The sequence below is a fragment of the Puribacter membranae genome (assembly GCF_055380425.1).
Genome location: NZ_AP040167.1, coordinates 212382 through 227599 on the forward strand (window position 1 = coordinate 212382; position 15218 = coordinate 227599).

The 15218-nt window shown below is 49.9% G+C and carries 11 protein-coding genes, 1 tRNA gene and 2 pseudogenes; 5 read left to right on the forward strand and 9 right to left on the reverse strand.

Features of this window, described 5'->3' with window-relative positions; genetic code table 11:
- The first annotated feature begins 64 nt into the window (after positions 1–64).
- On the forward strand, positions 65–478 hold the full coding sequence (locus ACZ41M_RS00985) for a sirohydrochlorin chelatase (protein WP_464730711.1): 414 nt from the start codon (positions 65–67) through the stop codon (positions 476–478).
- Here ACZ41M_RS00985 and cobA read toward each other — a convergent pair.
- The 7 genes and pseudogenes from cobA to ACZ41M_RS01020 all read right to left on the reverse strand — a co-directional run bounded on the left by cobA (position 473) and on the right by ACZ41M_RS01020 (position 9444).
- Complete coding sequence (cobA, locus tag ACZ41M_RS00990) at positions 473–1219, reverse strand: uroporphyrinogen-III C-methyltransferase (RefSeq protein WP_464730710.1); 747 nt, start codon at positions 1217–1219, stop codon at positions 473–475. The two genes, ACZ41M_RS00985 and cobA, sit on opposite strands and share 6 nt — an antisense overlap.
- A gap of 187 nt (positions 1220–1406) precedes the next feature.
- Positions 1407–2711 (reverse strand): sulfate adenylyltransferase subunit 1, encoded by a 1305-nt coding sequence (locus ACZ41M_RS00995; RefSeq protein WP_464730709.1) that lies wholly within the window; start codon positions 2709–2711, stop codon positions 1407–1409.
- A 98-nt stretch (positions 2712–2809) separates the two neighbouring features.
- Positions 2810–3757 (reverse strand): sulfate adenylyltransferase subunit CysD, encoded by a 948-nt coding sequence (gene cysD / locus ACZ41M_RS01000; protein ID WP_464730708.1) that lies wholly within the window; start codon positions 3755–3757, stop codon positions 2810–2812.
- Positions 3750–4961: a phosphoadenylyl-sulfate reductase gene (locus ACZ41M_RS01005; RefSeq protein WP_464730707.1), complete on the reverse strand. Its 1212-nt coding sequence runs from the start codon at positions 4959–4961 to the stop codon at positions 3750–3752. Before ACZ41M_RS01005 ends, cysD begins: the two co-directional genes overlap by 8 nt.
- A gap of 21 nt (positions 4962–4982) precedes the next feature.
- A complete protein-coding gene (locus tag ACZ41M_RS01010) occupies positions 4983–6659 on the reverse strand; it encodes a nitrite/sulfite reductase (protein WP_464730706.1) in 1677 nt (558 codons plus the stop codon).
- 11 nt (positions 6660–6670) lie between these two features.
- Entirely contained in the window at positions 6671–7645 is a 975-nt protein-coding gene (locus ACZ41M_RS01015; RefSeq protein WP_464730705.1) for a sulfite exporter TauE/SafE family protein, read from the reverse strand.
- A 687-nt stretch (positions 7646–8332) separates the two neighbouring features.
- A pseudogene (locus tag ACZ41M_RS01020) lies at positions 8333–9444 on the reverse strand (IS3 family transposase).
- 106 nt (positions 9445–9550) lie between these two features.
- On the opposite strand from ACZ41M_RS01020, the gene ACZ41M_RS01025 reads away from it, so the two are divergent.
- The 4 genes and pseudogenes from ACZ41M_RS01025 to ACZ41M_RS01040 all read left to right on the forward strand — a co-directional run bounded on the left by ACZ41M_RS01025 (position 9551) and on the right by ACZ41M_RS01040 (position 12603).
- Complete coding sequence (locus ACZ41M_RS01025; protein ID WP_464730704.1) at positions 9551–10177, forward strand: TIGR04255 family protein; 627 nt, start codon at positions 9551–9553, stop codon at positions 10175–10177.
- Positions 10174–10734, forward strand: a complete 561-nt coding sequence (locus ACZ41M_RS01030; RefSeq protein ID WP_464730703.1) for a hypothetical protein — start codon at positions 10174–10176, stop codon at positions 10732–10734. The genes ACZ41M_RS01025 and ACZ41M_RS01030 overlap by 4 nt, the downstream gene beginning before the upstream one ends.
- 213 nt (positions 10735–10947) lie before the next feature.
- Positions 10948–12059 (forward strand): annotated as a pseudogene (locus ACZ41M_RS01035) (IS3 family transposase).
- Positions 12060–12234: 175 nt separating this feature from the next.
- A complete protein-coding gene (locus tag ACZ41M_RS01040; protein ID WP_464730702.1) occupies positions 12235–12603 on the forward strand; it encodes a hypothetical protein in 369 nt (122 codons plus the stop codon).
- 76 nt (positions 12604–12679) lie between these two features.
- Here ACZ41M_RS01040 and ACZ41M_RS01045 read toward each other — a convergent pair.
- Both ACZ41M_RS01045 and rpoD read right to left on the reverse strand, forming a co-directional pair.
- A tRNA-Ile gene (locus tag ACZ41M_RS01045) sits at positions 12680–12755 on the reverse strand.
- A 112-nt stretch (positions 12756–12867) separates the two neighbouring features.
- On the reverse strand, positions 12868–15201 hold the full coding sequence (rpoD, locus tag ACZ41M_RS01050; RefSeq protein ID WP_464730701.1) for an RNA polymerase sigma factor RpoD: 2334 nt from the start codon (positions 15199–15201) through the stop codon (positions 12868–12870).
- Positions 15202–15218 lie beyond the last annotated feature (17 nt).

A 15218-nucleotide genomic window follows, 5' to 3' on the forward strand; every position in this document is an offset into this window, starting at 1 on the left:
TTATCACTAACTGTGATTTGATGTTTGCGGGTACAATGAGCCATCTTTACCTTGTGCGAGCATCATGAATATCAATCATTTCTCTACGCCACTTTCTCAGGCCATTATTTTGTTTGCCCACGGCTCCAGCCAAAGTACTTGGCGCGCGCCGTTTGATGATATTGCTGTGCGCGTACAAACGCTGTTGGCGCAGAGTGGGCAAAACACGTTGGTGCAATTGGCCTTCCTTGAGTTGATGGCGCCGTCGATTGCTCAAGCGACGCACGATCTGGCCAAGAAAGGGGTGCGTGATATTCATATCGTGCCGCTGTTTTTTGGGGTGGGCAAACACATTGCGCAGGATTTGCATGGCATTGTCGATGACGTGTGCGCTCAGCATCCACAGGTGCGGATTCAGATCGCAGCAGCTTTGGGGCAGAGTGAATTCATGCGTCAAGCGATGGCCGAATACGCATTTCAAGCGTTGCATGACTCATGATGAAACGGTGCGCAAACTCGCACCGACTAAAATAATACACGGTGCGGCGTGGTGTGGCTGCGTTTGGTCATGCGCCAATTCGCTCAAAGTCAAACGGACGATCGCTTCCTCCGACCAACTGGCGCCAAACACCATGATGACCGGCGTATCGGGTGCAAAACTTTTTTCCAGCAAAATGTGCGCGATGGCTTGACGGCGTTGCCCACCCATATAAAACACGAGGGTTTCGCTGGGGGCGAGGTGCGTATGCCACAGATTATCCGGCTGATCGTCGCCAACCGATGCGGTGAGCAGCCGCACACTGCGCGCCACACCGCGACGGGTCAAGGCGGTTTGTGCGCTCGCCGCAGCCGCGAGTGCGGAGGACACGCCCGGTACGATTTCATAGTTCAGCCCGACCGACACGATCGCGTCGATTTCCTCATCCAGTCGGCCAAAAATTGCCGGATCGCCGCCTTTGAGCCGCACCACGCGTTCGTATTGCACACCGTATTGAATCAGGGCGGCATTGATGTCCGCTTGTTTTTTAGATTCGGAGCATGAAGCATTTTTCACACCGCGCTTGCCCACATCAATCAGGATGGCATCGGGGTGCGCATGCGATAAAACACCGTGGTCAATCAGTGCGTCGTACAACACCACCTGCGCCTGCGCGAGGGCGTTCACCCCGCGCAGGGTGATGAGATCGGCGGCTCCCGGGCCTGCGCCGACAAAGGTGATGGTGTGGTGGACTGCGTTCATAGAGATATAATTTTTATGTTGTGGGTTTTCAAAAAATGGTTCAGGGTTTTTCTGAACCATTGTCGAGGCCGTTGATCAAGTCACTCACCTCTTGCTCCTCTCCCGTAAACGGGCGAGGGTAAAGCAGAGGTTTGTAGAATTTTCTAACGAAAGAATCACGAAAAACTTAGGGGATATTCTTTCGTATTTAAGCAAACATCCCGCCCGCCACCGTTTGATTGCTCACCTCGTCAATCAGAATGAATGCGCCGCCGGTTTTAATATTCGCGTAGGCGTCAATCGGCAAGGCTTGTTGCAACTGCAATTGCACGCGCGCGATACCATTCATTTCGAGGTGATGTGCATTGTTGTGCTCATCCAGCGTGTGAATGTCCAATTGATAATCCACCGTGTTGATGCGTGCGGGCGCGGTGCGTGTGCCGTGTTTGATCAAATATTTGCGCCCCAAAGCCATTGGCTCCTCGGCAAACCAGCATACGTCGGCGGCGCGCAGTTTGTCCACTTGCGCCGGTGTCGCGCCGCTGTTGATCCAGTCGCCGCGCGAAATGTCGATGTCGTCGCTAAGTGTTAAAGTCACGGACTGACCCGCATGGGCGGAGGGACGCGCACCATCGTAGGTGTGAATGCCGGTGATCGTGGTGCTGCGATTTTGCGGCTGAATGGTCACGGTGTCGCCGACCTGCACGGAGCCTGCCTCGATTCGGCCGGCGTAGCCGCGAAAATCATCAATCTTGCTGCCGTCGTGGCGCACCACTTGCTGTACCGGAAAGCGCAAGGGCTGCGTCGATTCGTCCGGCACATTCAGGTTGTCCAATAGTTCCAGCAGCGCTTGGCCGTCGTACCACGGCATTTGTGCGGACGGATGAACGACGTTATCACCTTTGAGCGCAGACAGCGGAATCGGAATGAAGTGTTTGACGCCGACGCGATCGGCGAGCTTTTGATAGCTCGCGACCACACGAGCGTATTTCGCCTGATCGTAGTCGATCAAATCCATTTTGTTGACCGCGACGATGACGTGCGCCACACCGAGCAGTGCGAGCAGGGCGGAGTGGCGTTTGGTTTGTGTGAGCAGGGCAATCTCGCCGTCACCGCTAAAATCCAGTTTGCCCACATCGACCAGCACAATTGCGGCATGCGCGGTCGATGCGCCGGTGACCATATTGCGTGTGTATTGCTCGTGACCGGGCGTGTCGGCGATGATGTATTTACGACGCGGCGTGGCGAAGTAGCGATACGCGACATCGATGGTGATGCCTTGTTCACGCTCGGCTTCCAGCCCATCGGTGAGTAGGGCGAGGTCAACGCTATTGTCATAACTGCGATTGTGTTTGGATTGGGACACAGCGTGTAGCTGATCGACAAACACGTTTTTCGAGTCGAACAGCAGACGGCCAATCAATGTGGACTTGCCGTCATCCACGCTGCCTGCGGTGATGAAGCGCAGTAGACCTTGGTTATGAATCTGGTTGGGTTGATGAGTATGACTCATAGCTATTCCTTGTTGATTTTTGTTTATTTTTTGCCGAGGTTTCCTTGGCAAATAATCAAATTTCGATCAAAAAAGTAGGGGGTTACTTTTTTTGAATGTTAAAAATACCCCTCACGCTTGCGCTTCTCCATCGACGCTTCCGACGTCTGATCGTCCAACCGTGTCGCGCCGCGCTCGGTGATGGTGGTCTCGGCGGTTTCTTCGAGAATTTTTTCCACGGTGTCGGCATCGGATAAAACCGGTGAGGTGCAGGTCATATCGCCGACGGTGCGAAAACGCACGGTGCGTTTGCGTACGCTGGCGCGCTCTTCGTCGGTCAGGGGCGGCGTGATCGGCATGACGGAAACGATCAAGCCGCTGCGCTCAAAGGTTTCGCGCTCGTGCGCGTAGTAAATTGGTGGCAGCTCGAGGTTTTCGCGCGCGATGTATTGCCAGATGTCCATTTCCGTCCAGTTGGAAATTGGGAATACACGCATGTTTTCGCCTTTGTGAATGCGCGCGTTGTAAATCGACCAGAGTTCGGGGCGTTGCGCTTTCGGGTCCCATTGGCCAAAATCGTCGCGGAAGGAGAAAATGCGTTCCTTCGCACGCGCTTTTTCCTCGTCACGACGCGCGCCGCCGATGCAGGCGTCAAAGCCGTGCTCGGCAATGGTTTCGAGCAGCGTTACGGCTTGTGCGGCATTGCGGCTGTCGGTATCGGGGTTACGCAGGCGCACCGTGCCTTTTTTGATGGACTCCTCCACGCTGCCGACGACCAAACGTTCGCCCAATTCGGCCACGCGTTTGTCGCGAAACGCGATCACTTCGGGGAAGTTGTGTCCCGTGTCCACATGCACGATGGTGAACGGCAGCTTGTTCGGGCTGTCTTTGAACTTAAATGCTTTGAGGGCGAGGTGCAATACGACGATGGAGTCTTTGCCGCCGGAGAACAGCAAGGCGGGATTGCTGCATTCGGCGGCGACCTCGCGCAGGATGTGGATAGACTCGGATTCGAGCCAATCCAGATGGGCGCTGTTGAAGGTTTGGTTAAAATCAATCTCAGTCATTTTTATCCTCATGTAAATGCAGTCCACACTCCTTGCTGTCGCTGTGCTCCCACCACCAGCGACCGGCGCGCACATCTTCGCCGTTCTTGATCGGGCGTGTACACGGCTCGCAGCCGATGGATGGGTAGCCTTGATCGTGCAGCGGGTTGTACGGTACGCGATAGAGCGCGATGTAGTTTTTCACGTCGGTCAATGTCCAGTCGCGCAGCGGATTGAATTTTTCCAAGCCATTGGCGGCATCCCATTCGCGCACGTTCAGGGCAACGCGGGTGATGGACTGCTCGGCGCGTTGTCCCGTGATCCACGCTTTTTGCCCGGCGAGCGCGCGTTGCAACGGTTTGACTTTGCGCATATGGCAGCAGGCTTTGCGCAATTCGACCGACTCGTAGAAAGCGAATTTGCCGTGCGCTTGAATGTAGTCGTTCACATCTCTGTCGTCGGGCAGATATTGCGCGACGTTCAGCCCGTAGTGCTCGGCAATGGTGGCGATCATCTGCGTGGTTTGTGCGTGCAACATGCCGGTTTGCAAGGTAAACATCGGAATCGGCAAATTAAGCCGCGCGATCACGTCGGTCAACACCATGTCCTCCAGCGCCAAACTGTTGGCAAATACCGCCGGTGTGTGGTCGTTCGCAATGTCTTTGAGCAGGGTTTCCAGCGCGTTAACTTTCGCCGTCAGTCCGTGGTCGTGCTGGGCGGGTTGCTCCTCATGCGTGCGCAAAAAAAGCGGCCGTGCGTCGTCGGTCGAGCCTTGATAGGTCACGGAAAATGGCTTGAGCATGCGCAGAGCGGTGTCCATTTTTTGATCGGCGCGCAGATTGAATGCGTTAAAACCCACGCGTTGCATATAGAACAATTGATCAACCAATACGTCACCGATGGCGCGCAATTCGTTTTTAAAATTCAAACGGTTGCGCAGCAAATAGGCGATGCTGTGGCTGCGCCCGTCGGTGAATTTCGGGTAGTCCAGCGCAATCACGGGGAAGCGATTCCAGTCAAGCTTCAGCGTTTCTGGCTCGGTCGTGTTCTCCAGCCAAACGCCGATGTCGGCACGACTCTGCAAAGCTGACTGTGCTTGCCACACCGCGAGTGGCACGATGTGTTGGCCTGCGGGGACGGTGACGGATTCGGGGGTTTCACCTTCGCTGAGACGAATGAGTGTCCAGTCGTCCTGCGCGGCGTGTTGATTCAAAATATAGTTCATAGTGTATTTTTAAATTATTTTTTAACGCATTTCTCGATCACCATAGACCGCGGTTTTGAACGGCGTGATGCCGACACGGCGCACGCAGTCGATGAACAATTCGTCGCTCTCGCGGATGTTGACGTAGGTGGTGATGATGGTTTGCACCGCATCGACGATTTTGTCCGCTGCGAACGACGGGCCGATGATTTTGCCAATGGACGGTGAAAATCCGCCCAGATGCGTGCCATCCGAGCCGCCGAGTGAGATTTGATACCACTCTTTGCCGTCTTTATCCACGCCGAGGATACCCAGATGTGCGACGTGGTGGTGGCCACAGGAATTCATGCAGCCGGAAATGTTCAACTGAATTTCGCCCAAATCATGCAGATAATCCCAGTCGTCAAAGCGCGCCTGAATCTGATTGGCAATCGGAATCGAGCGCGCGTTGGCCAGTGAGCAAAAATCTCCGCCCGGGCAGGCGATGATGTCGGTCAGCAAGCCGACGTTGGGTGTCGCCATGCCGTTGTCCTTCAGGATTTTCCAGACGTCGAGCAAATGCTTTTGCGGCACATCGGCGAGGATCAGGTTTTGCTCGTGCGAGACGCGCAATTCGCCAAAGCTGTAACGCTCGGCCAAATCCGCAGTGACGCGCATTTGGGCGGTGGTCGCATCGCCCGGCGCAATGTCATTCGCTTTGAACGACAGCACTACGCTGGTGTAACCGGCGCGTTTGTGCGCGCGGGTGTTGCGCTCACGCCAGCGGGTAAAGGCGATGTTGTCGGCATATTCGGCTTGGCTAAAATCAATATTGTTTAAGTCTTCATACGCCGGTTCTCTGAAATACGCGGATACGCGGTCTAATTCAGCTTGCGTCAGTGTCGCCGGACCATTTTGCAAATGTGCAAACTCGGCCTCGACTTGGCGCGTGAACTCCTCCAACCCCAAAGCTTTGAGCAAAATTTTAATCCGTGCTTTGTACAGATTGTCACGGCGACCGTGGCGGTTATACACGCGCAAAATTGCCTCGCAATAGCTCATCATATGCGGCCACGGCAAAAATTCGCGCACGGTTGAGCCGATCATCGGTGTGCGTCCCAAACCACCGCCAACGGAAACGCGAAAGCCCAATTCGCCCGCCGAGTTTTTCAGCAAAAACAGCCCGATGTCGTGCGCGAACGTGACCGAACGATCCTCGCGCGAGGCGCACATGGCGATTTTGAACTTGCGGGGCAGGGCGGCGAACTCAGGGTGAAACGTGCTCCACTGACGCAAGATTTCGCAAAACGGGCGTGGGTCAGCGTACTCATCCGCCGCCACACCGGCAAACTCGTCTGTGGTGATGTTGCGCACGCATGCGCCCGAAGTTTGAATCGCGTGCATTTCCACATCGGCGAGCACCTGCAAAATATCGGCGGTGTCTTCCAATTTCGGCCAGTTAAACTGCACGTTTTGCCGCGTGGTGAAATGCGCGTAGCCCTTGTCATACTGCTCAGATATCTGTGCCAGCGCGCGCAATTGCGTGGCGGATAACAAACCATACGGCACGGCCACGCGTAACATCGGCGCATGGCGCTGAATGTACAAACCGTTTTGCAGACGCAGCGGACGGAACTCCTCCTCGGACAATTCACCAGCGAAAAAACGCGCCAATTGATCGCGGTACTGATTCACGCGTTCCTGCACAATCGTCTGATCAATGCTGTTGTAACGATACATAAAAGACTCAATTAAAAAAGTTTGGAAAGATTATAGATACTCACGCAACTGATGAGCAGACCCACCAAAATCAACAAAGTTTTGGTTTGAAAATGGCGCGTCGCATACGCGGCAAAAGGCGCGGCGAACAGACCGCCGATCACCAAACCGGCGACAATTTTCCACACCTCGCCATCAAGCAATGCGAAAAAAGCCGTGGCCGAAGTCACCGTCAAAAAGAACTCCGCAAAATTCACCGAACCAATCGTCGTGCGCGGATTGTGACCCGAGCCAACCAACGACGTGGTCACAATCGGACCCCAGCCGCCACCGCCGACCGTATCCATAAAGCCGCCGAAAATCGCCAGTGGCGCAACCTTTTTCGACTCAACATCCGTCTTGAGCGCGATGCGGCGAAATGCCTTGCTCAACACATATAGCCCCATGAGCAGCAGATAAACATTGACATACGGCTTGATGACCTTGCCATCCACGCTGGTGATGATGTACGCGCCCAGCAGCACACCGATGATGCCCGGAATCAACAAATTCAAAAACAACTTCCTATTCACATTGCCCAATTTCGCATGGGAAACGCCCGACACGCCGGTGGTGAACACCTCAGCCAAATGCGTCGCGCCCGTAGCGAGCGCAGGTGACGCGCCTGACGCCAACAAAAACGAGCTGGCCGTAATGCCATATGCCATGCCCAAAGCACCATCAACGATTTGCGCCAGCAGCCCGACCAACATCGCACTCCAGAAGATTTTGCTGTGCAGCGTTTCGGTAATCAACTCGATGCCAGAAGCCTGATGATGACCAAAGAACAATTTGCCAATTAAAAATGCCGCCAAACCAAGTAAGATCGCGATTGTCAGATACATCGCCACCTGCAAGATCGGATGTGCGTTCGCTTCGGCAATCTGCCGCTCAAGTGGGGGTAATCCCAGCGCGGTATGCTCATGATTGAGCGCGCTATCTGAGAAATCTAAATCCCTAATCTTCATAAGAATCCAATCTATAAAATATAACTTAAAATAATTAAAAATTATAATGAGGCGGATTGTATATGGATTTAATATGAATTAAAAGAAATAAAAATTCAAATTAATATAAAAAAATCTAATAAGTCGCTTGGGTATAAAGAAAAAGCCATCCAGACGAATCTGGATGGCTTTTAAGGTTTTGGTAGGCCGTGCTGGATTTGAACCAGCGACCAAAGGATTATGAGTCTAAAAGTCGAATGGGCTTGTGCGCCACGTAACTACTAGATTTCGTAGTTAAATTTTGTTTAATAAAATAGTTTAAAAACGCAGCATTTAACAACCTAAACAGTGACTTTCAAGCTAGTTATTAGACAATAGTCAATATTTTTCCCGTTATATAATATGTGGAAGGTTTTATTAAAGTAGTGTAAAATATTATGTAAAGTTGCTTGTAAATAGTTCCTAGCGTAAATCCATGTGGGTTTGCTGCATCAGCTTAAACTATGGAGATTTTAATGAATGCTATTACTTCGTGGGGAAATGCCCCTATCTATTATTCTTTGGTGCAAGTAATATTCAATAATGTCCCAAATATGGAGGAGTTTTATCCAAAAATTGCAAACTCATTTAAAAAACTTGGATTTAATGATCCGGTAATACCCCCTAAAAGGGCGGCATCTAAAAGTAGAATCAACACAAGTCCTGCGTTTAGTGCAGGACGCGTGAGTTTGTTAAAGCCATCATACGCGTTTGCGCTGGAGTGAATCCACCGAGCGACATATGAGGACGGTTGTTATTGTAACACCACAGCCACTGTGTCGCCTCGATTTGAGCGTGTTCGAGTGACTCAAATAATGTCTGATTGAGCAATTCATAGCGCATGGTTCGGTTAAAGCGTTCAATGTAGGCGTTCTGCTGTGGGTTTCCAGGTTGGATGTAGAGCAGTTTAATGTCGTGCTTTTGCGCCCATTGTTGGTAGTGGTGGCTGATGAATTCAGGGCCGTTGTCCGAGCGTATCGCTTGAGGTTTACCACGCCATTCAATGAGTTGGTCGAGATAGCGCGTCAGCGTGGTTGCGGGGATTGAGAAGTTGATTTCTGCCAACAACCCTTCTCGGTTGTGGTCGTCAATGACGTTGCATGAGCGGATGCTGCGCCCATCCTCGAGGTTGTCGTGGGTGAAGTCGATTGACCACGTCACATCCATTGCGTCGGGCACTTCGAGTGGTTGCGGTGTTTCTCGGTCAAGGCGTTTGTTGGGAATCAGGCGCAAGTTGAGCCCGAGTTTGCAGTAAATGCGGTAGATGCGTTTGTGGTTGTATTTCCAGCCCAAGACGTTGCGGATGTGCAGGTAGCATAATCGAAAGCCCCATGTGTTTTGTCCTTTGGTGGTGGTCAACTCGATCAGTTTAGCGGCTATCATGGCGTTGGCTTGCGCGCGCGTTGGGATGTGGCGAAAGCGTTTTTCTGAGATACTCATGAGTTCGCAGGACGCACGGATGCTGATGTTTTTATCGTTGTGCAGTTGTTGCGCCATCTCTTTACGAGATGACGCGCTTACTTTTTTGCAAGGCACTCCTTGAGGATGTCGGTGTGCAGCTGGGATTCGGCATAGAGTTTTTTCAGGCGCGTGTTCTCGGCTTCTAAGGCTTTGAGGCGGCTCATGAGGTTTGCGTCCATGCCTGCGTATTTGCTGCGCCATTTGTAGAAGGTGGCACTGCTGATGCCATGCTCACGACACAGTGCGGGTACGGGTACGCCTGACTCGGCTTGTTTTAGAATGCTGGCGATTTGGCTGTCGCTGAATTTGGATACTTTCATGTAAAACTCCTTTGGGTTAGTTTAAAGGGTTCTACTTTTAGGTGCTGGCTTTTTTAGGGGGTATTACCATCCAATTGAAGTTGTAAATGAAGGTGTTCGATTTGAGATGACAGATTTGCAAACCCCTAAAGTAACTCAAACAAAAGAAAAAAGATGGGATATTTATAATCAAGCGAGAGATTCTGTTTTTCATTTATCAAATAACAGTCTAGTTTTTTCAACAACTAAATATGTTAACCGAGAAGAATTTATTGGGAAAATTGTTAATGGGTTGGAAATAATAAGTAGCTATGTATCACTAGTGTTCATTGACAAAATTGGCTTGAGGTATATTGATTTGATTATTCCAAAATCAGATGATGATATTTATCAGTACCTTTCTGCAGGAGTTCGCGGACTGGACTCTACCGATGGTTTGATTTTTAAGCATAAACTATCTGAAACCGTATTGATAAAAGGTTCTCATTTATTAATTGGTAAAACCATAATCACACAACAACCTGTTGGTTTAGTTAATCCTGGTGTTTTAGGGTTAATTGATTTAACACCACTTAATAAATTTACGCTCGATGTCGCAAGTGATGTTGCATGGTTTGATAACGATTGCTCTATTACAGAGCGAATGAGTTACTCAGCACAATTGGTCAAAGATAAACTTCTTGAGTTGAGAGAATCGGTTGAGATAATTTTTTCGAAATCTTATACAGATTATGCTGAAGGGGTATGGAAATGAAAACCACAACAATGTTAATTATTGGTGCATATATTGGAATAGCTCAACCAATGTATGGTGCAACTGGGCCTAACCAAGTGGTACACTACACTAGTGAAAGAGGCTCGGAAAACATAGATTCTCAATATAGCAATTCCCAGCTTGCTGCAACTCCAGCTGAGCAACTACAAGTGATACGTCAACATATTGGTATTTCAATAAGTGATTTGGCAGTCATTTTTGATAAAACTCGACCTACAATTTACTCTTGGATCAAGGGTGGGGAAATTAAAGATTCTAAGACATTAAATTTGTTGCAAAATGCCGCAGAGGTAGCTGCAAAACTTGAGGAGTTGGAGCTACATAGAGCAGATACTTTGTTAAAGCGTCCTATATTAGCAGGTAATCAAACGCTGTTAAGTTATCTCTCCAAAGGGAAAAATCTTTCTGTCAATGAGTTACACCGATTAAAAAATATCGATGAAAAGGAATACTTGGCAAGGCAAGCAAGTGAAACTAATAGAACTCCCAAAACGGCTATAACTTATATTCGCCCGTTATTTCCTTCGGAAGGTTAATATCTAATGACTAGGGCCTTTTTAAATTTTAGGCAAGGTGATATTGTTTTAGTTGCTAATAATGACGAACCTCAGAGAAAAATAATTATTATTTCTCATGATTGTGACATTGCCAGTGCGAAAGAGGCACAATTAGAAGTTATAGGGTAATACCCCCTAAAAAAGCCAGCACCTAAAAGTAGAACCCTTTAAACTAACCCAAAGGAGTTTTACATGAAAGTATCCAAATTCAGCGACAGCCAAATCGCCAGCATTCTAAAACAAGCCGAGTCAGGCGTACCCGTACCCGCACTGTGTCGTGAGCATGGCATCAGCAGTGCCACCTTCTACAAATGGCGCAGCAAATACGCAGGCATGGACGCAAACCTCATGAGCCGCCTCAAAGCCTTAGAAGCCGAGAACACGCGCCTGAAAAAACTCTATGCCGAATCCCAGCTGCACACCGACATCCTCAAGGAGTGCCTTGCAAAAAAGTAAGCGCGTCATCTCGTAAAGAGATGGCGCAACAACTGCACAACGATAAAAACATCAGCATCCGTGCGTCCTGCGAACTCATGAGTATCTCAGAAAAACGCTTTCGCCACATCCCAACGCGCGCGCAAGCCAACGCCATGATAGCCGCTAAACTGATCGAGTTGACCACCACCAAAGGACAAAACACATGGGGCTTTCGATTATGCTACCTGCACATCCGCAACGTCTTGGGCTGGAAATACAACCACAAACGCATCTACCGCATTTACTGCAAACTCGGGCTCAACTTGCGCCTGATTCCCAACAAACGCCTTGACCGAGAAACACCGCAACCACTCGAAGTGCCCGACGCAATGGATGTGACGTGGTCAATCGACTTCACCCACGACAACCTCGAGGATGGGCGCAGCATCCGCTCATGCAACGTCATTGACGACCACAACCGAGAAGGGTTGTTGGCAGAAATCAACTTCTCAATCCCCGCAACCACGCTGACGCGCTATCTCGACCAACTCATTGAATGGCGTGGTAAACCTCAAGCGATACGCTCGGACAACGGCCCTGAATTCATCAGCCACCACTACCAACAATGGGCGCAAAAGCACGACATTAAACTGCTCTACATCCAACCTGGAAACCCACAGCAGAACGCCTACATTGAACGCTTTAACCGAACCATGCGCTATGAATTGCTCAATCAGACATTATTTGAGTCACTCGAACACGCTCAAATCGAGGCGACACAGTGGCTGTGGTGTTACAATAACAACCGTCCTCATATGTCGCTCGGTGGATTCACTCCAGCGCAAACGCGTATGATGGCTTTAACAAACTCACGCGTCCTGCACTAAACGCAGGACTTGTGTTGATTCTACTTTTAGATGCCGCCCTTTTAGGGGGTATTACCAGGGTAACTGTTATTCTCTAAATGCAAACAATAGACGGTCTCTTGAAAAATCGGTATTTATTGGTACTGAAGCTGTTGTTGGACTCGATAAAAAAACCAAAGATGTTTTGCAAATTTGGTTGGCAGCTCGCTACTTTAGACATTCCTTTCCTGATGCGCTCGATCGTGAAGTTGCGGGAGTGATTAAAACATTAGCTAAGAATATAAAAGATAAGGAAGACGCAATAATTGGAATTTTTGTGCGTTATGAGGAAATTAATTGCACTCCAAATGCTGAGGTATATGAGTTTTGGGTGAAAATTGTTTATGATCCTGAGAAGTCGGACGCTGAAACAATGGCTTATGAGCTTTTGCGAGGAATGGAAAGTAAGCTTGGTAAATCAACTAAGCTATTATTATCAGAGTGTAGTGTAGTAGCTGATTCTGAGTTTACATTAAAAGACGTGTCGCAATATAACAGGTTTTGGTTAGATTATTTATGCGTTTAAAAACTTTGTTATTAGCCAGTGTCTAACATTATTAATAAAAAAACGGGGCTTCCATTGCTGGAAGCCCCGTATTTACTGGTAGGCCGTGCTGGATTTGAACCAGCGACCAAAGGATTATGAGTCCTCTGCTCTAACCACTGAGCTAACGGCCCGTTGTGTTTTTACGAAGGCGCTATTGTACGCAAAAACCGTTGGCTTGGACAGTCTCTTTATTCAGTTCAACGGCGTGCTTGAACAGGATAAAAAAGACTGTTCGTTGCTTCGTCAGTTGTTTTCCAAGAAGCTTTTGAGTTTTTCCGAGCGGGACGGATGACGCAGTTTACGCAGGGCTTTGGCTTCTATTTGGCGGATGCGTTCGCGCGTGACGTCAAATTGTTTGCCGACTTCTTCAAGCGTATGATCGGTGGTCATTTCGATACCGAAACGCATACGCAACACTTTGGCTTCGCGTGGCGTAAGCGAGTCCAGTACGTCTTTGACGATGTCTTGCATACCGGTGTGCAGTGCGGCTTCCGCCGGTGTCATGGCGTTGCCGTCCTCGATAAAGTCGCCCAAGTGTGAGTCCTCGTCATCACCAATCGGTGTTTCCATGGAAATCGGTTCTTTGGCGATTTTCATGATTTTGCGGATTTTGTGCTCTGGCATTTCCATCTTTTCGGCCAACTCGGATGCGTCCGGTTCCACGCCGGTTTCTTGCAAAATTTGGCGTGAAATTCGGTTCATTTTGTTGATCGTTTCGATCATGTGCACCGGAATACGGATGGTGCGCGCTTGATCGGCAATCGAGCGGGTGATCGCTTGGCGAATCCACCAGGTTGCGTAGGTGGAGAATTTGTAGCCACGGCGGTATTCAAATTTGTCCACGGCTTTCATCAGCCCGATGTTGCCTTCTTGGATCAAGTCCAAAAATTGCAGACCGCGATTGGTGTAGCGTTTGGCGATGGAAATCACCAGACGCAAGTTTGCTTCGGTCATTTCTTTTTTCGCCGTGCGGGTTTTTTTCTCGCCATCGGTCATGTGTTTGTGGATGTCGCGCAGATCAGGCAGAGGCAAGAGGACTTCTTTTTGAATGTCGATCAGGCGATTTTGTAATTCGTGTAAATCGGGAATGTTGCGCTCAAAAATAGTGTTGAATGCGTGCGGCTTTTTCAATAGCTCGCCAGCCCAGTCCAGATTGGTTTGATGTCCCGGGAAATTGACCAGGAAGAAGTCAACGCTCATGCCCACTTTGTCCACGCACAGGGTGCGGATTTGGCTTTCGATATCACGGATGGCTTGCACTTGCTGGCGCAACTTGTCGCACAGGCGGTCAACGGTGCGCGCAGTAAAGCGTATGCCCATCAGTTCTTGGGTCATGGCGTCTTGCGCTTTGTCGTATGCTTTTGAGCGATAACCATCTTTATCAAAGGCCACGCGCATTTTGTCAAACAGTTTTTCGATGCTGTTGAATTTTTCCAATGCACGCGCTTTCAGCGCCTCTAATTGCTTGTTGGAAACCGTACCGCTGCTGGTATCGTCGTCGCTGTCGTCGTCATCAATCTCTTCTGCATCGGCGTCTTCAAATTCCTCTTCGGTGCCGACAAAACCATCGACCACTTCGTCCACCGGTGCTTCGTCATTGCGAATTTTGGCGAACATGTCACGCAGTTCTTGAATAATGGCTGGGCAGGCAGAGATCGCCGCCATCATTTCGCGTTGACCTTCCTCGATGCGTTTGGCAATCTCAATTTCTTGCGCTTTGGTCAGCAACTCGACGATGCCCATTTCGCGCATATACATGCGCACAGGGTCGGTGGTGCGACCAAATTCGGAGTCCAATGTGGATACGGCGACTTCAACCTCTTCTTCGGTGGTGTCGTCGGCGTTGGCCACGGGAACGTTGTCGCTCATCAGTAATACTTCAGCATCCGGTGCCTGCTCGTACACCTGAATCCCTAAGTCTGAGAAGGTGGAAACGATGTTGTCCAGCGCGTCGCCTTCGACCATGTCGTCCGGCAAACTGTCGTTAATTTCGGCGTAGGTCAAATAACCGCGCTCTTTACCCTGTTTAATCAACAGTGTCATTTGTACGCGTTTGAATTCCAATGCTTGTGCAGACTCTTCGGATTCTTTGCCTTTTTTGCTTTTGGCTTTTTCGGCTTTGGTCTCGATTTCAGCGATGTCTTCGCCGGCATCATCCAGCTCGTCGTCAATCAAGTCGTCTTTGCTCAAGTCAACATCATCGTCCAAGGAGATTTTTTTGGCACTTTTGGATGTTGGCGCCTTGCTTGCGGGTTTCGCTGCTTTAGAGGCAGGCGTTTTGCTCACAGGCTTTGCTGCGCTGGCGGTCGCTTTGGTTGTTGCTTTGGCCGTTGACTGGGTGGTTGATTTGGCAGGAGCGGCTTTTGTGCTACTCGTTGTCTTTGCGGTCGCTCGGCTTGCCTGATTTGACTCAGTCGGTTTGCTCGCCACTTTTTTCACCGGTGCTTTTGATGCTGCGGCTGGCGTGGTTTGACTTGCTTTTGTGGTTTTTGTTGCTGGAGTGGCTTTTGCCGCTGTGCTCGCTGGCGTAGCCACGGCTTTTGATTGGGTTTTAGGTTGTGTTTTACTTACAGGCATATTGCTTTTCTGAGAGG